This is a genomic window from Georgenia thermotolerans (assembly GCF_009193185.1).
Classification (GTDB): domain Bacteria; phylum Actinomycetota; class Actinomycetes; order Actinomycetales; family Actinomycetaceae; genus Georgenia; species Georgenia thermotolerans.
This window is the reverse complement of record NZ_VUKF01000002.1, coordinates 133470-152019: the sequence shown is the minus strand read 5'-3', so window position 1 is coordinate 152019 and position 18550 is coordinate 133470. Positions and strand designations below refer to the sequence as shown.

Here is an 18550-nt window from a genome sequence, read left to right as displayed (position 1 = left end):
GGCGGGCCCGGGCGTGGCTCGTGGTCGATGCCGCCGGTGTCGACACCCGCGGTGGTGGCTCCACCGCCCGCGCGCGATCGCCCGCGGGGCGTCGCGCGCGGCGGTGATGGTGGGCCCGGCCGGTCTCGAACCGACGACCTCCGCGGTGTAAGCGCGGCGCTCTGACCAACTGAGCTACAGGCCCGAGGGGCGCGTCCGGCGCGCCGATGCGGACGCGCGCCGGGGGGACGCCCCGGACAGCGTAGAGCACCGGCGCGCCCGGGCCGCGCACCCGCGGCGCTGCAGGCGCTCCGCCGGCGCCCGGCTACAGGCTGTCCAGCGCCGCGCGGTAGGCCGCCAGGTCGCGGGCCTGCCCGCGCGGGTTGACCACGCTCCAGCGCACCACGCCGTCCGCGTCGATGAGGAAGCTGCCTCGCAGCGCGTGCCCGCTGCCCTCGTCGAGCACCCCGTAGGCGCGGGCGACCGCCCCGTGCGGCCAGAAGTCCGAGAGCAGGTCGAAGCCGAAGCCCTCCGCCTCGGCCCAGGCCCGCTGGGCGAACATCGCGTCGGTGGAGACCCCGAGCAGCCGCACGCCCCGGGCGGTGAAGTCGGCGAGGTTGTCGCGCAGCTCGCACAGCTCGCTGGTGCAGATGCCCGAGAAGACGAACGGGAAGAACACCAGCGTCACCGGCGTGCCGCGCAGGGCGCTCAGGCGCACCGGCGTGCCGTGGGTGTCGGGCAGCTCGAAGTCCGGCGCCGCCCGCCCGGGCGCGACGGCGGTCGGGCCGTGCACCGCGCCGTCCTGCGTCGTCGCCGTCACTCAGCGCACCCGGCTGCGCGAGGCGATGCGGATGCCCGACCACGCGTCGGCCACCGCGGCGGCCGAGGTGGCGTGCATGCCCGCGGTGCGGGCGGCCTCCTCGATGTCGGAGGGGCGCACGTGCCCGGGGCGGCCGGGCTTGGGGGTGAGGACCCAGATGAGCCCGCCGCCGTCCTCGAGGTTGGCCTGGGCGTCGACGAGCAGGTCGGTGAGGTCCTCCTGCTCGGCGTCGTCCTCGCGCCACCAGATCAGGGTGCCGTCGCAGACGTCCCCGTAGTCCTCGTCCACGAGCTCGTTGCCGGTGGCCTCCTCGATCTCCTCACGGACGCGGGGGTCGACGTCGTCGTCGTAGCCGAACTCCTGGATCACCTGCCCGGTGGTGAAGCCGAACCTGCTGCCGGCTCCCGCCGCGCTGACTGCCACGTGTGTCCTGCCTTTCCCTGGGGCCACGGCCCCGTCCCGGCGGTCCGGACGGGCGCCCGGGACCGCATGTGTGTGGTCTAGCCCACCGTAGCGGGGACAGCCCCCGCAAGCGCACATGTCCGTGCACCACGCCGACGTCGCGTCTCATGCGTGTCCCGCGGGCCCGCGCCGTCGGCGGCTTTCCGTGACAGGCTGGCAGGGACGGCCCCCGTGGTTCGGCAAGCGAACCGGCGTGCGCGGCTGATGTCGGCAGCCTCACACCCCCACGCCTGCCCAAGGTTGGCCTCTTGTGAGGTCAAGGGCGGACAATGGTCCTACCCTGAACGGCGGTGCGCCGCACCGTGCGCCACCGTCGCCGCCAGAAGTGAGAAGAGGGAACGCGTGAGTGCACGAACCGAGTCCTCGCCCCTGATCAACGGACTGCTCAGCCAGGTAGGGGACATCGACAGCGAGGAGACCAGGGAGTGGCTCGAGTCGCTCGACGGTCTCATCGACGAGCGAGGCGGCCCGCGCGCGCGGTACATCCTGCTCAACCTGCTCAAGCGCGCCCGCGAGCGGTCCGTCGCCATCCCGAACCCCGTGACGACCCCGTACGTCAACACCATCGGCGTGCACGAGGAGCCGTACTTCCCCGGTGACGAGGCGGTCGAGCGCAAGTACCGCGGCTGGATCCGGTGGAACGCCGCCGTCATGGTGACGCGCGCGCAGCGGCCCAGCGTCTCCGTCGGCGGTCACATCTCCTCCTACGCCTCGCTCGCCACGCTCTACGAGGTGGGCTTCAACCACTTCTTCCGTGGGAAGGACCACCCGGGCGGCGGGGACCAGGTCTTCTTCCAGGGCCATGCCTCCCCCGGCAACTACGCGCGCGCCTTCCTCGAGGGCCGGCTCACCGAGAAGGACCTGGACGGCTTCCGCCAGGAGTACTCCCACGACCCGGCCGGCCGGGGCCTGCCGTCCTACCCCCACCCCCGGCGCATGCCGGACTTCTGGGAGTTCCCGACCGTCTCCATGGGCCTGGGCCCGGCCGAGGCGATCTACCAGGCGTGGGTCAACCGCTACATGCACGACCGCGGGATCAAGGACACCTCCCAGCAGCGGGTGTGGGCCTTCCTCGGCGACGGCGAGATGGACGAGCCGGAGTCGCGCGGCATGCTGCAGCTCGCCTCGTGGCAGAACCTGGACAACCTCACCTTCGTCATCAACTGCAACCTCCAGCGCCTCGACGGCCCGGTGCGCGGCAACGGCAAGATCATCCAGGAGCTCGAGGCCCAGTTCCGCGGCGCGGGCTGGAACGTCATCAAGGTCATCTGGGGCCGTGAGTGGGACGCCCTGCTCAACGCCGACAAGGACCGCGCGCTCGTCAACCTCATGAACGAGACGCCCGACGGCGACTACCAGACCTACAAGGCGAACGACGGCGCGTACGTGCGCGAGCACTTCTTCGGCCGCGACCCGCGCACCAAGGCGCTCGTGGCCAACATGAGCGACGACGAGATCTGGGCGCTCAAGCGCGGCGGGCACGACTACCGCAAGATCTACGCCGCCTACAAGGCCGCCACCGAGCACACCGGTCAGCCGACGGTGATCCTGGCGCACACGGTCAAGGGCTACGGCCTGGGTCCGAGCTTCGCGGGGCGCAACTCCACGCACCAGATGAAGAAGATGAAGACCACGGACCTCAAGATGCTCCGGGACTCCCTGGGTATCCCGATCTCCGACGAGCAGCTCGAGGACCCGTACAACGCGCCGTACTACCGCCCCGCCGAGGACGACCAGACGCTGCAGTACATGCTCGAGCGGCGCCGCGCGCTGGGCGGGTTCCTCCCCGAGCGGCGCGACCCCAGCAAGACGCTCACCCTGCCGGACGACAAGCCCTACCAGATCCTCGCCAAGGGCTCGGGCCAGCAGGAGGTGGCCACCACGATGGCCTTCGTCCGGCTCCTCAAGGAGCTGATGAAGGACAAGGAGATCGGCAAGCGGTTCGTGCCGATCATCCCCGACGAGGCGCGCACCTTCGGCCTGGACTCGATCTTCCCGACGGCGAAGATCTTCAACACTCACGGGCAGAACTACACCTCCGTGGACGCCGACCTCATGCTCAGCTACAAGGAGTCCGAGCAGGGGCAGATCCTCCACACCGGCATCAACGAGGCCGGCTCGGCCGCGGCGATGCAGGTCGTCGGCACGTCCTACGCCACCCTCGGCGAGCCGATGATCCCGGTGTACATCTTCTACTCGATGTTCGGGTTCCAGCGGACGGGCGACCAGTTCTGGGCGGCCGCCGACCAGCTGGCCCGGGGCTTCATCATCGGTGCGACGGCGGGCAAGACCACCCTGGCCGGCGAGGGCACCCAGCACATGGACGGCCACTCCCCCGTGCTGGCCTCGACCAACCCCGCGATCGTCCACTACGACCCGGCCTACGCCTACGAGATCCGCCACATCGTCAAGGACGGCCTGCAGCGGATGTACGGCGAGGACCCGCGCGACCCGGACGTCATGTACTACCTCACGGTGTACAACGAGCCGATGCGCCAGCCCGGCGAGCCGGAGGACGTCGACGTCGAGGGCATCCTCAAGGGCATCTACCGCCTGGCCGAGCCCGACGGCGACGGGCCGCGGGTCCAGCTCCTCGCCTCCGGGGTCGGGGTGCCGTGGGCGCTGCACGCCCGCGAGCTCCTCGCCAACGACTGGGGCGTCCGGGCCGGCGTGTGGTCGGTGACCAGCTGGTACGAGCTGCGCCGCGACGGGATCGAGGCCGAGCGGCACAACTTCCTCCACCCGGAGGAGGAGCGCCGGGAGGCCTACGTCACCGCCAAGCTGCGCGACGCCGGCGGCCCGTACGTGGCCACCAGCGACTTCGAGCACCAGGTGCAGGACTCGATCCGCCAGTGGGTCCCGGGCGACTACTACACCCTCGGCGCCGACGGGTTCGGGTTCTCCGACACCCGCCCGGCGGCCCGGCGCCACCTTCACATCGACGCCCACTCGATGGCGGTGCGGGCCCTGCAGGCGCTGGCCGACCGTGGCGAGATCGACCGCGACATCTCGCGCCAGGCGATCGAGAAGTACGACCTGTTCAACGTCCACGCCGGCGAGTCCGGCACCGCGGGCGGCGACGCCTGACGGCGCCGCACGGATGACGGGGAGCCCCGCCGGTCTTGGACCGGCGGGGCTCCCCCGTCCCGCACCCCAAGCACCCGCGAGACGTCAAGTAGTGCGCGAGACGTCAAGTGGTGCGTGAGGCGTCACATGGTGCGTGAGACTTCTCGGTGCGCGCGTGGCAGCCGGCGAGCGCAGCCCTGCGACGTCGGCGCTCGTCAACCCCTGGGCTTGAGCGACCTCTCGCGACCGAGTTGACGTCTCACGACCAATTTGACGCCTCACGACCAACTTGACGCCTCACGACCAACTTGACGCCTCACGCGCGAGTTGACGTCTCGCCGCCGGCGCGGGTGGGGGTGGTGGGGTCCTGCCCCTCGTAGTGCCGGCCGCGGTACTGCGGGCGCATGAGGTTGGCCGGGGAGAGGATCTCGTCGAGCTGCTCCTCGGTGAGCAGCCCCATCTCCAGCACGACCTCACGCACCCCCTTGCCGGTGCGCGCGCACTCGCGCCCCACGAGGTCGCCGTTGTGGTGGCCGATGATGGGGTTGAGGAAGGTGACGATGCCGATGGAGTCGAGCACGTCCTGCCGGGTGACGTCCGGGTTCGCGGTGATCCCCACGACGCACTTCTCGCGCAGCGTCTCGCAGGCCCGGCTGAGCAGCGCGATCGTCTCGAACAGCGCCTGGGCGATGACCGGCTCCATGACGTTGAGCTGCAGCTGCCCGGCCTCGGCGGCCATCGTCACCGTGACGTCGTTGCCGAAGACCTTGAAGCAGACCTGGTTGACGACCTCGGGGATGACCGGGTTGACCTTCGCGGGCATGATCGAGGAGCCGGCCTGCCGCTCGGGCAGGTTGATCTCCCCCAGCCCCGCCCGCGGCCCGGAGGACAGCAGCCGCAGGTCGTTGCAGATCTTCCCGAGCTTCACGGCCGTGCGCTTGGCCGCGGCGTGCATGGAGACGTACGCGCCGGCGTCGGAGGTGGCCTCGATGAGGTTCTCGGCGGGCACCACCGGCAGCCCGGTCACCTCGGCGAGCCGGGTGACGGCCCGCTGCGCGTAGCCCTCGGGGGTGTTCAGCCCCGTGCCGATGGCGGTGGCCCCGAGGTTGACCTCGAGCAGAAGCGCCCGGGCGTGGCGCAGCTGGCGCAGCTCCTCGGCCAGGACGACGGCGAAGGCGGTGAACTCCTGCCCCAGCGTCATCGGCACCGCGTCCTGGAGCTGGGTGCGGCCCATCTTCAGGACGTCCGCGAACTCCTCGGCCTTGTCGCCGAGCGCCAGCGCGAGCCGCTCGAGCTCCGCCATGAGCCCGTCGACGGCCCGGTACAGGGCGATGCGCAGCCCGGTCGGGTAGGCGTCGTTGGTGGACTGGCTCTTGTTGACGTGGTCGTTGGGGTTGACGACGTCGTAGCGCCCCTTGGGCAGGCCGAGGTGCTCCAGCGCGAGGTTGGCGATCACCTCGTTGGTGTTCATGTTGACGCTGGTGCCCGCGCCGCCCTGGAAGACGTCCACCGGGAACTGGTCGAGGCAGCGCCCGCGGAGGAGGACGTCGTCGCAGGCGGCCGTGATCGCGTCGGCGATCTCCGGCGGGACGGTGCCCAGGTCCTTGTTCGCCAGCGCGGCGGCCTTCTTGACCTCCACCATGGCGCGCACGAACTGCGGGATGTCGCTGATGCGCTGGGAGGAGAACTGGAAGTTCTCCACGGCGCGGACGGTGTGGACGCCGTAGTAGGCGTCGGCGGGGACCTCCCGGGGCCCGAGCAGGTCCTCCTCGACCCGGACGGCGGCGCCGGCCGCGGGCGCCGCGGTGCGCGGCGCGCCGGGGCGCGTGCCGGTGGCGCCCGGTCGGGCGTCCATGTCCCTCAGACCCCGTGGCCGACCTCGGCCTCGGCCACCAGCGGCTCGAGCTCCGTGACGGCGGCGGCGGCGCCGGCCTGGTCGCGCGAGGTGCTCAGCTCCCGCAGGTGCCGGCGGGCGTCCATGGGGCGGCCCGCCTCGATGGCGGCGAGCACCACCTGGCGGCCGGCCTCGACGATGTTGTCCTTGGGGGCCCAGTGGCCCACCCCGAGCCCGAGCGCCTCGCCGGGCTGGCCCGCCTCGCGCAGCATCTTGATGCTCTCGGCCAGGGCGCGGCCGGTGTTCTCCCGCTCGCACGCCCCGGCCAGGCGCCGCATCGCGCCCTCGTGGTCGTTCTCGAGCGAGAGCCGGCCGAGCTCGACCAGGGCGTACCAGGCGCGCGGGTTGCCGGCGATCTCCTCGGCCAGCGCCCAGACGGCGAGGTCGGAGGCGCGGCGCACGTCGGGCGGCAGCTGCTCGGCGGTGAGCGGGTCGGCGGGGCCCACACCGGCGGCGCGGCGGCGCACCAGCTCGGCCAGGGCCTTGAAGGCCTCGATGTCGTTGGGGTCCTCGATGAGGCGGGCCCGCAGCGCGTCCTCGCGCGGCGCGTCGGCCGGGCGCGACACCGCCGACGGGCGCCGGGCACCGACCAGGTGCCCCGGCTTCTTTCTCGACAGCAAGGCACGGAGTCGGTCAAGGAGAGCCATGCCGACGACCATATCCGCTCCCTCCCAGGCTCGCCGCGCGATTCTTCCGCGCGGCCCCGACGACCACCGTCGGACGGCGCTCGTCCGGCCCGGCGGCGGCGCACCCGCCGGGCCCGCTGCGGCGCCGCCGTCCGCCCGCTCGTCGCCCCGGCGGCGGTTTGTAGGCATCCCACAAGGACGCCCTATGCTCGCCCGCATGAGTGGTGGCGAACGCGCGGGGCGCGAGCAGGGCAGCTCCGACGTCGTGCGCCGGCTGCGCGGGGGCACCGACATGCTCACCGCGGCCGCCCTCAAGCGCCTGGACGCCGAGCTGGACTGGTACCGCAACCTCGCCGCCGAGGACCGCTCCTGGATCGGGCTGGTCGCCCAGGCGGGCATCGCCGCCTTCATTTCCTGGTACGAGACCCCCGCCAACGGCACGTACAACGCCCAGGAGATCTTCCGCGCGGCGCCGCCGGAGCTGACCCGCTCGATCTCGCTGCAGCACACCCTCCAGCTCGTGCGCATCGTCGTCGAGGTCGTCGAGGACAACGCCGTCCAGCTCGCCGAGCCGGGCCAGCAGCGCGACCTGCGCGACGCCGTCCTGCTCTACTCCCGCGAGGTCGCCTTCTCCGCCGCGGAGGTCTACGCCCGCGCCGCCGAGACCCGCGGCGCCTGGGACGCCCGGCTCGAGGCCCTCGTGGTCGACTCCCTCGTGCGCGGCGTCGCCGACGAGTCCCTGCGCTCGCGCATCTCCGCGCTGGGCTGGTCCAGCCGCGGGGCGACCATCGTCGTCGTCGGGCAGGCCCCCGGCGGGCTGGACGAGCGGCGCACCGCCGACGTGCGCCGGGCCTGCCGGCGCGCGGCGCAGGACGCCCTCGTGGGCATCCAGGGCGACCGGCTCGTCGTCGTCCTGGGCGGGGAGGGGGACCTGCGGGCCGCCGCCGACACCCTCCTGCCCCGCTTCGGCCCCGGGCCGGTGGTGCTCGGCCCGGTGGTCCGCGAGGTCGGCGACGCCGGCCGCTCCGCCCGGGCGGCCGTCGCCGGCCTGCTCGCCGTGCGCGCCTGGCCCGGGGCGCCGCGCCCGGTCAGCGCCGACGACCTGCTGCCCGAGCGGATGCTCAACGCCGACCCGCTGGCCCGGCGCACCCTGATCGAGGAGCTTTACCGGCCCCTGGTCGCCGGCGGCGCGACGCTCGTGCAGACCCTCGAGGAGTACCTCGCCCAGGGCCGCTCCCTCGAGGGCGCGGCGCGGGCCCTGTACGTCCACCCCAACACCGTGCGCTACCGGCTGCGGCGCATCGGCCAGGTCGTGGGGTGGGACCCCACCGACGCCCGGGAGGGCTTCGTCCTGCAGGTGGCGCTCGCCGTCGGCCGCCTGGCCGAGACCGCCGCCCGGCACACCGGGGTGTGAACGCATCCCACAAGGTGTGGGGCGGCGCGGCGCAGGAAGCGACCGGCGCGCCGTGAGACCTCGCTCACGCGTTTGTCGGAATCCGACAAGGGCCCCGGGGACAGTTCGTAGGCGTCGTAGGCGCGGACGCACCCGTTCCGGTTGGCACAGTAAACGGGTGCTTGCCCTACTGTGCCCCGGACAGGGCGCCCAGACCCCCGGCATGCTCGCCCCCTGGCTCGATGAGCCGGTGCTGCGCGAGCGGCTGGAGTCCTACGCCGCCGTCACCGAGCTCGACCTCGTCGCCCTCGGCACCACCGCCGACGCCGAGACGATCAAGGACACCAAGATCGCCCAGCCGTTGCTCACGGCGGCGTCCCTGCTGAGCTTCCAGGCGCTCGGCCTCGCCGACGTCCCGGCGCCCGACGTCGTCGCCGGCCACTCGGTCGGCGAGCTGGCCGCGGCCGCCGTCGCTGGGGTGCTGCGCGACGAGCAGGCCCTGGTCCTGGTGCGCGAGCGCGGCCGGGCCATGGCCGAGGCCGCCGCCGCCCGGCCCACCGGCATGACCGCCGTCGTCGGCGGCAAGCCGGAGGAGGTCGAGGCCGCCCTCGCCCGGCACGGCCTCACCCCCGCCAACGTCAACGGCGGCGGCCAGGTCGTCGCCGCCGGCACCCGCGAGCAGCTCGACGCCCTGGCCGCGGACCCGCCGGCCCGCGCCCGCGTCATCCCGCTGCAGGTGGCCGGCGCCTTCCACACCGAGCACATGGCCCCCGCCGTCGGCCGCGTCCGCGAGGTGGCCGCCACCCTCGAGCCGGCCGATCCCGGCGTGACCCTGCTGTCCAACGCCGACGGCGCCCCGGTCACCTCCGGCGTCGCCGCCCTGGACCGGCTGGTCACCCAGGTGGCCAACCCGGTCCGGTGGGACCTGTGCTGCGAGCAGCTGCTCGCTCTCGGCGTCACGGGCGCGGTCGAGCTGTGCCCCGGCGGGGTCCTCACCGGTCTGGCGCGGCGTACGCTGCCCGGGGTCGAGACCGTGGCGATCAAGAGCCCCGACGACCTGCCCGCTGCTCGCGAGCTCATGACCCGCCATGGAGGAACCCGATGACCCGCACCCTGCTCGCCGCCCAGCCGATCCAGCACGCCCGCATCCTCGGCGTCGGCGGCGTGCGCGGGGAGAACGTGGTCGTCAACGACGAGATCGTCGGGCCCATCAACTCCTCCGACGAGTGGATCCGCCAGCGCACCGGGATCATCTCCCGCCGCCGCGCCAAGCCCGAGACCACCGTCGCCGACATGGCCGAGGCCGCCGCCCGCGCCGCCATGGACCAGGCCGGCATCACCGGCGCGGACGTCGACGCGGTCATCATCAGCACGGTGACCTGGTGGGAGCAGACGCCCTCGCTGGCCGCCATCGTCGCCGACCGTATCGGCGCCACCCCGGCCGCCGCCTACGACATCTCCGCCGCCTGTGCCGGCTACGCCTACGGCATCGCCCAGGCCGACGCGCTCGTGCGCGCCGGCACCGCCCGCCACGTGGTGGTCATCGGCGTGGAGAAGATGTCGGAGTTCATCGACCCCACCGACCGCTCCATCAGCTTCCTGCTCGGCGACGGCGCCGGCGCGGCCGTCGTCGGCCCCTCCGACACCCCCGGCATCGGGCGCACCGTGTGGGGCTCGGACGGCTCGTCGGCCGCCATGATCGGGCAGACCCACTCCTGGCTGGACTACCGCAACGGCAACGGTGACGGCGAGGTCGAGTGGCCCACGCTGCGCCAGGAGGGCCCGTCCGTCTACAAGTGGGCGGTGTTCCAGATGACCCCGGTGGCCAAGCAGGCCATCGAGGCCGCCGGGCTGCTGCCGGAGGACATCGACGTGTTCCTCCCCCACCAGGCGAACATGCGGATCATCGATCACATGGTCAAGTACCTCGGCCTGCGCGAGGACGTCGTCGTCGGCCGGGACATCGCCGAGACCGGCAACACCTCCGCGGCGTCGATCCCGCTGGCCACCGAGCGGCTGCTGCGGGAGGGACAGGCCAAGAGCGGCGACGTCGCGCTGCAGATCGGCTTCGGCGCGGGCCTCGTCTACGCTGCGCAGGTCGTGGTGCTGCCCTAGCCGCTGCTCGCGGCGCGGCGCCGGACCACCCCCGCGCGCCACCTGGTGCCCGCCCCGGGCGCCGACAAGACTGTCAAACCGACACATCCACCAAGGAAACGGAGAACCCCATGGCTTTCAGCGAGCAGGAGATCCTTGCCGGCCTGGCCGAGATCGTCAACGAGGAGACGGGCCTGCCCACCGAGTCCGTCACCCCCGAGAAGTCCTTCACCGACGACCTCGACGTCGACTCCCTGTCGATGATGACGATCGCCACGCTCGCCGAGGAGAAGTTCGAGGTGCGCATCCCCGACGAGGAGGTCGGCAACCTCAAGACGGTCCAGGACGCCGTCAACTACATCAACGGCGCCCAGACCGCCTGACGCGCCCCGCGCGCCTCGCCGTCCCGGGGGCACCGGCCCGACCGGTCGCCCCCGGGCGCGGCGCACCCCCGCCGGGCCCGTCCCGGCACCCCTTCTCAGCAACCAGGAGCAGCTCATGGCACGCCCGTCCGTCGTCATCACCGGCCTGGGCACCACCAACCCCCTCGGGGGCGACGTCGCCTCCACGTGGGAGGCAGCCCTCGCCGGACGGTCCGGCGTGCGGACCCTGGAGAACGACTGGGCCGAGACCTACGAGCTCCCCGTCAACTTCGCCGGCCAGGTCGCCGTCTCCCACGACACGGTGCTCACCCGCCAGGAGACCCGCCGCCTCGACCCCTCCGCCCAGTACGCCATGGTCGCCGCCCGCGAGGCGTGGGCCGACGCCGGCAGCCCCGAGGTCGACGGCGAGCGGCTCGGCGTCGTCGTCGGCTCCGGCATCGGCGGGATCTGGACCACCCTGACCGCCTGGGACACCGTCAAGGAGAAGGGCGCGCGGCGCGTGCTCCCCCTGACCGTGCCCATGCTCATGGCGAACTCCCCGGCCGCCAACATCTCGGTGTACTTCGGCGCCAAGGCCGGCGCCCACGCCACCATCTCCGCCTGCGCCTCGGGCGCGGAGGCCATCGCCTACGCCGCGGACATGATCCGCACCGGCCGCGCCGACGTCGTCATCGCCGGCGGCACCGAGGCGGCGATCCACCCGCTGCCGCTGGCCTCCTTCGCCAAGATGCAGGCGCTGTCCACCCGCACCGACGACCCCGCCGGGGCCTCACGGCCCTACGACGTCTCCCGCGACGGGTTCGTCATGGGCGAGGGCGCGGGCATCGTGGTCCTCGAGTCCGCCGAGCACGCCGCCGCCCGCGGCGCGACCGTGCACGCCGTCCTGGCGGGCGTCGGCATCACCGCCGACGCCTACGACATCGCCCCGCCCGACCCGACCGGGTCCGGCCAGGAGCGCGCCATGCGCATCGCGCTGGCCGACTCCGGGCTGAGCACCGGCGACATCGTCCACGTCAACGCCCACGCCACCTCCACGCCCGCCGGGGACGGGGTCGAGGCGCTGGCCGTGCGCCGCGCGCTGGGCACCGACGCCGACGGCGCCACCATCTCCGCGACGAAGTCGATGACCGGGCACCTGCTCGGCGGCGCCGGCGCGCTGGAGACGGTGTTCACCGTGCTGGCCGTGCGCGAGCACCTCGCGCCCCCCACGATCAACGTCACCCAGATCGAGGACGGCCTGGACATCGACCTCGTCCGCGACACCCCGCGCCAGCTGCGCGCCGGAGACATCGCGGCCGTGAACAACGCCTTCGGCTTCGGCGGGCACAACGTGGCCCTGGTGGTCCGTTCCGCCTAGCTCGACTACGCCCGGGCGGCCGGCTCCGCGAGCCGGCCGCCCGGACACACACCTCGACAACGGCGCCCCTCCCCCGGGAGGGGCGCCGTCTGCTTCCCCTGCTCGGCGGCGCATCTCCAGACAACCTTCACAGGCCGCTCCCAGGTTCTGCCGGGGGCCGCTCCTACGCTCGAAAGCATGACCGAAGAGCGCAGACCGACGCCCCGGACCCTGCTCGTCGTCGAGGACGACGAGACGATCAACCGCGCGTTGTCGGACCGGCTCGTCGCGGAGGGGTTCCGGGTCGTCCAGGCCTACGACGGTCCGGGCGCGGTGGCCGCCGACCAGGAGCACCGTCCGGACGCCGTCGTTCTCGACGTCATGCTGCCCGGCTTCGACGGGATCGAGGTGTGCCGCCGGGTGCAGGCAGCGCGTCCGGTGCCGGTGCTCATGCTCACCGCGCGCGTCGAGGAGGTCGACGTGCTGATCGGCCTGGCGGTCGGCGCCGACGACTACGTGACCAAGCCGTTCCGGCTGCGCGAGGTGGTGGCCCGCGTCCGGGCCCTGCTCCGCCGGGTGGACCGGGCCCACGAGCTGGCCGCGGCGCGCCCGCCCCGGCTCGAGGTCGGCCGGCTCACCATCGACCGGGCCACCCGCGAGGTCACCGCCGACGGCCGCGCCGTCCACCTCACGCCGCTGGAGTTCGACCTGCTCCTGGCCCTCGCGGCCGACCCGGGCGCGGTCTGCAGCCGCGAGCGGCTCATGCGGGAGGTGTGGGGCTGGGCCGACGCCCGCGGCACCCGCACCCTGGACAGCCACGTCAAGGCCCTGCGGGCGAAGCTCGGCGCGGACCGGGTCCGCACCGTGCACGGCGTCGGCTACGCCGTGGAGCCCCTGTGACCCGTCCAGCGCTGAGCACCGACCGCCCGCTGGACGCGATCGGCTCGATCAAGGTCAAGTTCGGTGTGCTCGTCGGCCTCAGCGTGGTCGCCGCCGCCCTGGTCGCCGAGATCGGGGACCGGGCCGCCGTGCCCGCGTGGCTGACCGTCCCGGTGACGGTGGCGGCCGCGCTCGGCGTCACCCAGTGGCTGGCCCGCGGGATGACCTCTCCGCTGCGCGAGATGACCGTCGCCGCCGCGCGCATGGCCACCGGGGACCACTCCCTGCGCGTCACCGCCACCTCCGCCGACGAGGTGGGGCGCCTCGCCCGCGCGTTCAACACCATGGCCGCCGACCTCGCCACGGCGGACCAGCAGCGCCGCGAGCTCCTCGCCACGGTCTCTCACGAGCTGCGCACCCCGCTCGCGGCGCAACAAGCCCTGCTCGAGAACCTCGTCGACGGGGTCGTGCGCCCTGACGACGAGGCTCTGCAGGACGCGCTGGCCCAGTCCGAGCGGCTGGGCGAGCTGGTCGGCGACCTCCTCGACCTGAGCCGGTTCGAGGGCGGGGCCGCGACCCTCGCGCTCGCCCCGGTCGACGTCGCCGTGCTGGTGGAGGCGGCCGTGGCCGAGGCCCGGCTCGGCGCGCGCGAGGTGCGGTTCACGGCCCGCGTGAGCCCGCCCGACCTCGTCGTCGCCGCCGACGGCGCCCGCCTCGCCCAGGTCGTGGCCAACCTCCTCGACAACGCGGCCCGGCACTCCCCCGCCGGCGGCGAGGTGGTGGTGAGCGCCGGCACGGAGGACCCGGCCGACGGCGTCGGACCGGAGGGGGCCGGCCGGTGGTATCTCGAGGTGACCGACGAGGGGCCCGGCATCCCCGCCGAGCGGGCGCAGCAGGTGTTCACCCGGTTCTGGACCGAGGACGAGGGGGGCGGCGGGACCGGCCTGGGGCTGGCGATCGCGCGCTGGGTGTGCGAGCTCCACGGCGGGTCCATCGAGGCGCTCCCGCCCCGTGCGGGGGGTCGCGGGGCCCGGGTGCGCGCGGTGCTGCCCCGGGGCCCCGCCGCCGCCGGGTCGGTCTCCCCGTCCCCGTCGATGTCTCCGTCCCCGCCGACCTACCCACCGGACGCGGCTGCGCCGCCGTCCCCCGTCCCGCCGATCGAGGAGCCCGCCATGTCCACCGCCTCCGTGCCCACCCCGGCCCGTCCCGCCGGCGCCGCGGCCGCCTCGTCGGCCGTGCACCCGCCGTCGTTCGCCGAGTCGTTGTTCGGCGGCCTGTGGCCCGAGCGCGGGCCGGCCACCGCCCCCTTCGCGCTCTTCGGCGCGCTCGGCGCCGGCACCGTCGCCGCCGTCGTGCTGCCCTACCGCGCGATCGGCCTGGGCGCGGTGCTGGTGCTCCTCCTGGGCGGGGCCCTGGTGCTGCGCCTGTCCGGCCGGCGCACCCGTCCCTGGACCATCGTCTCCGTCGTCCTGTGCCTCGGGCTGGGCTCGCTGCTCGTCCTGCGTGCCGCGGAGTGGCTCGCGGTTCTGGCGATGCTCGTGGTTGCGGTGCTGGTCGCCACGGCGCTGACCGACGCCCGCCGGCTCACCTCGATGCTCGCCGGGCTGGCCGCCTGGCCGCTCTCGGCAGTGCGCGGGCTGCCCCTGCTCGGCCGGACCATCTCGGCGACCAGCGGCCACAAGCTCCTCTGGCCCGTGCTGCGCACAGCCGCCATCTCCCTCGTCGCGCTCGTGGTGTTCGGCGGGCTGTTCGCCTCCGGGGACGCCGTCTTCGGCTCGTGGGTCTCCCACCTCGTGCCCGATCTGGCGTGGAACTCCCTGATCCTGCGCACCTTCGTCTTCGTCCTCGTGGCCGGTGTCGTCCTCGCCGGGTGCTACCTCGCCCTGAACCCCCCGAGGGTGCAGGCCCTCGGCCTACCGGCGGCGCGGCCAGTGGCCCGGGCCTGGGAGTGGCTCGTGCCGGTGGGCATCGTCATCGCGGTGTTCGTGGCGTTCGGCCTCGCCCAGGCCTCCGCCATGTGGGGCGGGCACGCCTACCTGCGCCGCACCACCGGGCTGAGCTATGCCGACTACGTCCACCAGGGCTTCGGCCAGCTCACCCTCGCCACCGTGCTCACCCTGGCGACCATCGCCCTGGCCGTCCGCAAGGCCCCCCAGCGCACCGGCCGGGACCGGCTCCTGCTGCGCCTCGCCCTCGGCATCCTGTGCCTGCTCACCCTGGGCGTCGTCGTCTCCGCCCTGTTCCGGATGGCGGTGTACCAGCAGGCGTTCGGCTACACGGTGCTGCGGGTGCTGGTGGACGCCTTCGAGCTGTGGCTGGGCCTGCTCGTCGTGCTGGTGATGGCGGCCGGCGTGCGCTGGTCCGGTGCGTGGCTGCCGCGGGCAGCGCTCGTCTCGGGCGCCGGCCTCCTGCTCGCCGTCGGCCTGGCCAACCCCGAGGCATGGGTGGCGCAGCAGAACATCGCCCGCTACCACGCCACCGGCAAGATCGACACCTTCTACCTCGCCAGCCTGGGCGCGGACGCCGTGCCGGCCATCGTCGACGGCCTGCCCGAGGACCTGGCCGCGTGCGCGCTGCCGCACGCCCACGCCGCGGAGGACGACCTGCTGGCCTGGAACCTCGGCCGTGCCCGCGCCGAGGCCAGTGCGGCCACGGCGGGCGGGACCGGGCCGGCGTCGGACGCCGGGGACCGGACCGGGTGCCCCTGACCGGACACGGCGACGGCGCCCGCCCCCTCGACGCAAGGGGGCGGGCGCCGTCGTCGTGCCGCGAGCAAGCAGCTGGGCCCACGAGGGCCCCGCTCAGGCCACCTGGGGCCGCTCAGCCCAGCCGGTCAGCCCAATAGTGCCGGTCAGCCCACGCGGTGCAGCCACCGGATGGGGGCACCCGCGCCCGCGTACCGGAAGGGCTCCAGCTCGTCGTCCCACGCCTGGCCGAGCGCGAGGTTGAGCTCGTGGCGCATCCGCGCGGGGTCGGCGGCGTGCTCGAGCGCTGCGCGGATGCGGTCCTCCGGGACGACCACGTTGCCGTGGGTGTCCGTCTGCGCGTGGAAGATCCCGAGCTCGGGGGTGTGCGACCAGCGTCCGCCGTCGCAGCCCGGGCTCGCTTCCTCGGTGATCTCGTAGCGCAGGTGGGTCCATCCGCGCAGCGCCGACGCCAGGCGCGCCCCGGTGCCCACGGCACCGATCCAGGAGTACTCGGCGCGGAACATCCCCGGCGCGGCCGGCTGCGCCGTCCACTCCATGCTCACGCGCGCGTCGAGCACCGTGCCCGCCGCCCACTCGATGTGCGGGCACAGCGCACGGGGCGCAGAGTGCACGAAAATGACGCCGCGGGTGAAGGCACCACTCATGTCAACTCCTCCTGGTCTGTTTCGAGGTGCGTCTTCCCCAACGACCTCGCCCACGACCAGGCGGGTGACCTGCGCGACGGAACGGGGCAATCATGCCCGAAAATGCCCGGCCGGCGCCACCCCTCCGCCGCCGCGGGCGGGCGTGTCGCGGCCGGCGTGTCGTCAGAGCTGCTCGCGGATGGCCTTCATGGCCTTCTTGCGGACGTTCTTGTCCAGCCGGTCCAGGTAGAGCATGCCGTCGAGGTGGTCGACCTCGTGCTGCAGGCAGCGCGCCATGAGCTCCTCGCCCTCGACCACGACCTGCTTGCCGTCGAGGTCGATGCCCTCGACGCGGGCGTACCAGGCGCGGCGGGTGGGGAACCACAGACCGGGCACGGACAGGCAGCCCTCGTCGCCGTCCTGGTACTCGTCCTCGGAGAGCTCGACGATCCGCGGGTTGATGACGTAGCCGATCTCGTCGTCGATGTTCCACGAGAAGGCGCGCAGGCCGACGCCGATCTGGTTCGCGGCCAGCCCGGCACGCCCCTCGGCGTCCACGGTCTCCAGCAGGTCCTCCACGAGGGACCGGACGCGGCCATCGATCTCGGTGACCTCTTCGCACGGGGTGCGCAGCACGGGGTCGCCCACAACACGGATCTCACGGAAAGCCATAGGCGTATCGTCGCACGAACCGCGCACCGCCCCTGGTGGCGGCGGTGCCCGGGGCGACACTGAGGGCGTGATCGGCGACGAGTTCGAGGCCCCGGCGCTCGGGGTGCGCCCGGGGTCCGCGAGCGCCGCGGACCTGTTCGTGCCCGACGGCGCCACGCTCGTCGCCTCGGGGCGGCAGGCCCTCAGCCTGGTCGCCCAGGACCTGCGCGCCCGCGGGGTGACCACCGTGCTCGTGCCGGACCACCACTGCACGACCATGGTGCTCCCCTTCCAGCTCGAGGGCCTGCACGTGACCACCGTCGCCACCGATGAACGCTGCCTCCTGGACCCCGGTGCCCTGGCCGCGGCCCTGACCGACCGCGCGGCCGTCCTGCACTGCGAGACCTTCGGCAACCTCGCCGGGCCGGCGCTCGCTCGCGTCCTCGCACGTGCCCGCCGCGGCGGCGTCCCGGTCGTCGTCGACGAGACGCACTCCGTGCTCGGCCCCGACCATGCCGACGGCGACTACCGGGTGGCGAGCCTGCGCAAGCTCCTCCCGGTGCCCGACGGCGCGTGGGTCACCGGGCTGGCCGCCCCGCCGGGCCTGACGCCCCGGGCCGTCGACCGGGAGATCACCCGGCTCCGGATCGACGCCGCGGCGCGCAGGCGCGCCCCGCTCCACGGCCGGGAGGGCGCGGCGGAGGTCCAGGCGCTGTTCGGCCGCGCCGAGGAGCTCATGGGCCAGGCGCTCGCGCCCTCCCCCATGAGCCCTCAGGCCCGGGAGGTGCTCACGAACCTGGACGGGGATGCCCTGCTGGCGCGCCGGCGGGCCAACGCCGTCCGGCTGCGTGGTGCGCTGGCGGAGGCCGGCCTCGAGGTTCTCAACCCCGACGCCTCCCCCTGCTTCGTCATGGTGCGCCACGACCGCGCCGGCGCCGTCATCCGCCGGCTCGCGCGGGCCGGGATCGTCGGGCCGGTGTACTGGCCCCGCCCGGCGGGCCTGTCACGCGAGCGGCGCTGGCGCACCGACCTCGTCTCCCTGCCCGTCGACCACCGCTACGGCGCGGCGGAGATGGACCAGGTGGCGCGCGCCGTCGTCGCGGCGGCGGCGGCATAGGTGAGCGAGCGGTGCGGTGGCCCGCGACGCCCGGCACCCCGGCCGCGAGCGCCCTGGCCGCGACGCCGCCACCCGGCGGCGGGTGACAATGGCGCACGTGCCCACGCCCCTCGCCCCCGACGCCCGCTGCCCGTGCCTGTCCGGGGAGAGCTACGGCGTCTGCTGCGGCCGCTACCACGCCGCAACCGCCGCCGGGCCGCACCCGCCGACGGCCGAGGCGCTCATGCGCTCGCGCTACAGCGCCTTCGCCGTGGGTGACGCGGCGTACCTGCTCGCCACCTGGCACCCGACCACCCGCCCGCACACCCTCAAGCTCGACGACGACCTCACCTGGCGCCGGCTGGACGTCCTGCGCGCCGCCGGCGGCCCCTTCGACACCGAGGGCGTCGTCGAGTTCGTGGCGCACCACCGGTCGGGCGCCGGGCGCGGCACGCTGCACGAGGTGAGCCGGTTCGTCCGCGAGGACGGCCGGTGGTGGTACGTCGACGGCGACCAGCTGCCGTAGCGGACGCGGCACGC

Annotated in this window: 16 protein-coding genes and 1 tRNA gene; 10 read left to right on the top strand and 7 right to left on the bottom strand. The window is 74.0% G+C overall.

The genetic code is table 11. The annotated features are described in order from the left end of the window. Positions 1-107: 107 nt before the first annotated feature. The 3 genes from GD970_RS01760 to GD970_RS01750 form a co-directional block, all read right to left on the bottom strand. Positions 108-184, bottom strand: a tRNA-Val gene (locus tag GD970_RS01760). Between the two features lie 120 nt (positions 185-304). Further along, positions 305-799, bottom strand: a complete 495-nt coding sequence (locus GD970_RS01755) for a peroxiredoxin (protein WP_405002552.1) — start codon at positions 797-799, stop codon at positions 305-307. After that, positions 800-1222, bottom strand: a complete 423-nt coding sequence (locus GD970_RS01750; RefSeq protein ID WP_226925073.1) for a DUF3052 domain-containing protein — start codon at positions 1220-1222, stop codon at positions 800-802. Positions 1223-1465: 243 nt separating this feature from the next. Between GD970_RS01750 and aceE the strand changes: the two genes are divergently transcribed. Next, positions 1466-4348: a pyruvate dehydrogenase (acetyl-transferring), homodimeric type gene (gene aceE / locus GD970_RS01745; RefSeq protein WP_452178926.1), complete on the top strand. Its 2883-nt coding sequence runs from the start codon at positions 1466-1468 to the stop codon at positions 4346-4348. 295 nt (positions 4349-4643) lie between these two features. Here the strand turns inward: aceE and aspA are convergent, their stop codons facing one another. Both aspA and GD970_RS01735 read right to left on the bottom strand, forming a co-directional pair. Further along, complete coding sequence (aspA, locus tag GD970_RS01740; RefSeq protein WP_152200019.1) at positions 4644-6182, bottom strand: aspartate ammonia-lyase; 1539 nt, start codon at positions 6180-6182, stop codon at positions 4644-4646. A gap of 5 nt (positions 6183-6187) precedes the next feature. Beyond that, positions 6188-6868 (bottom strand): hypothetical protein, encoded by a 681-nt coding sequence (locus GD970_RS01735; protein WP_152200017.1) that lies wholly within the window; start codon positions 6866-6868, stop codon positions 6188-6190. A gap of 196 nt (positions 6869-7064) precedes the next feature. Between GD970_RS01735 and GD970_RS01730 the strand changes: the two genes are divergently transcribed. From GD970_RS01730 to GD970_RS01700, 7 genes are all read left to right on the top strand, one after another. Continuing rightward, positions 7065-8261 (top strand): PucR family transcriptional regulator, encoded by a 1197-nt coding sequence (locus GD970_RS01730; RefSeq protein WP_226925072.1) that lies wholly within the window; start codon positions 7065-7067, stop codon positions 8259-8261. A 157-nt stretch (positions 8262-8418) separates the two neighbouring features. Beyond that, positions 8419-9345: an ACP S-malonyltransferase gene (locus tag GD970_RS01725; RefSeq protein WP_152200012.1), complete on the top strand. Its 927-nt coding sequence runs from the start codon at positions 8419-8421 to the stop codon at positions 9343-9345. Then, entirely contained in the window at positions 9342-10355 is a 1014-nt protein-coding gene (locus GD970_RS01720) for a beta-ketoacyl-ACP synthase III (RefSeq protein WP_152200010.1), read from the top strand. The genes GD970_RS01725 and GD970_RS01720 overlap by 4 nt, the downstream gene beginning before the upstream one ends. Positions 10356-10465: 110 nt before the next feature. Next, on the top strand, positions 10466-10717 hold the full coding sequence (locus GD970_RS01715) for an acyl carrier protein (RefSeq protein ID WP_152200008.1): 252 nt from the start codon (positions 10466-10468) through the stop codon (positions 10715-10717). Positions 10718-10832: 115 nt separating this feature from the next. Beyond that, positions 10833-12074, top strand: a complete 1242-nt coding sequence (locus GD970_RS01710) for a beta-ketoacyl-[acyl-carrier-protein] synthase family protein (protein ID WP_152200006.1) — start codon at positions 10833-10835, stop codon at positions 12072-12074. A gap of 177 nt (positions 12075-12251) precedes the next feature. Beyond that, the gene (locus GD970_RS01705; RefSeq protein WP_152200003.1) at positions 12252-12953 is read left to right on the top strand and encodes a response regulator transcription factor; all 702 of its coding nucleotides are present in this window, start codon (positions 12252-12254) and stop codon (positions 12951-12953) included. Then, entirely contained in the window at positions 12950-15640 is a 2691-nt protein-coding gene (locus GD970_RS01700) for a DUF4153 domain-containing protein (RefSeq protein WP_226925070.1), read from the top strand. Before GD970_RS01705 ends, GD970_RS01700 begins: the two co-directional genes overlap by 4 nt. 143 nt (positions 15641-15783) lie before the next feature. Here the strand turns inward: GD970_RS01700 and GD970_RS01695 are convergent, their stop codons facing one another. Together GD970_RS01695 and def are read right to left on the bottom strand one after the other, a co-directional pair. Beyond that, positions 15784-16284: a DUF3145 domain-containing protein gene (locus GD970_RS01695; RefSeq protein ID WP_152200001.1), complete on the bottom strand. Its 501-nt coding sequence runs from the start codon at positions 16282-16284 to the stop codon at positions 15784-15786. Between the two features lie 162 nt (positions 16285-16446). After that, a complete protein-coding gene (def, locus tag GD970_RS01690; protein ID WP_152199999.1) occupies positions 16447-16935 on the bottom strand; it encodes a peptide deformylase in 489 nt (162 codons plus the stop codon). 67 nt (positions 16936-17002) lie between these two features. Between def and GD970_RS01685 the strand changes: the two genes are divergently transcribed. Both GD970_RS01685 and GD970_RS01680 read left to right on the top strand, forming a co-directional pair. Next, positions 17003-18031, top strand: coding sequence for a PLP-dependent aminotransferase family protein (locus GD970_RS01685; RefSeq protein ID WP_170297216.1), 1029 nt, complete (start codon positions 17003-17005; stop codon positions 18029-18031). An 88-nt stretch (positions 18032-18119) separates the two neighbouring features. Beyond that, on the top strand, positions 18120-18536 hold the full coding sequence (locus GD970_RS01680; RefSeq protein ID WP_193314862.1) for a YchJ family metal-binding protein: 417 nt from the start codon (positions 18120-18122) through the stop codon (positions 18534-18536). The last annotated feature ends 14 nt before the right edge of the window (positions 18537-18550 follow it).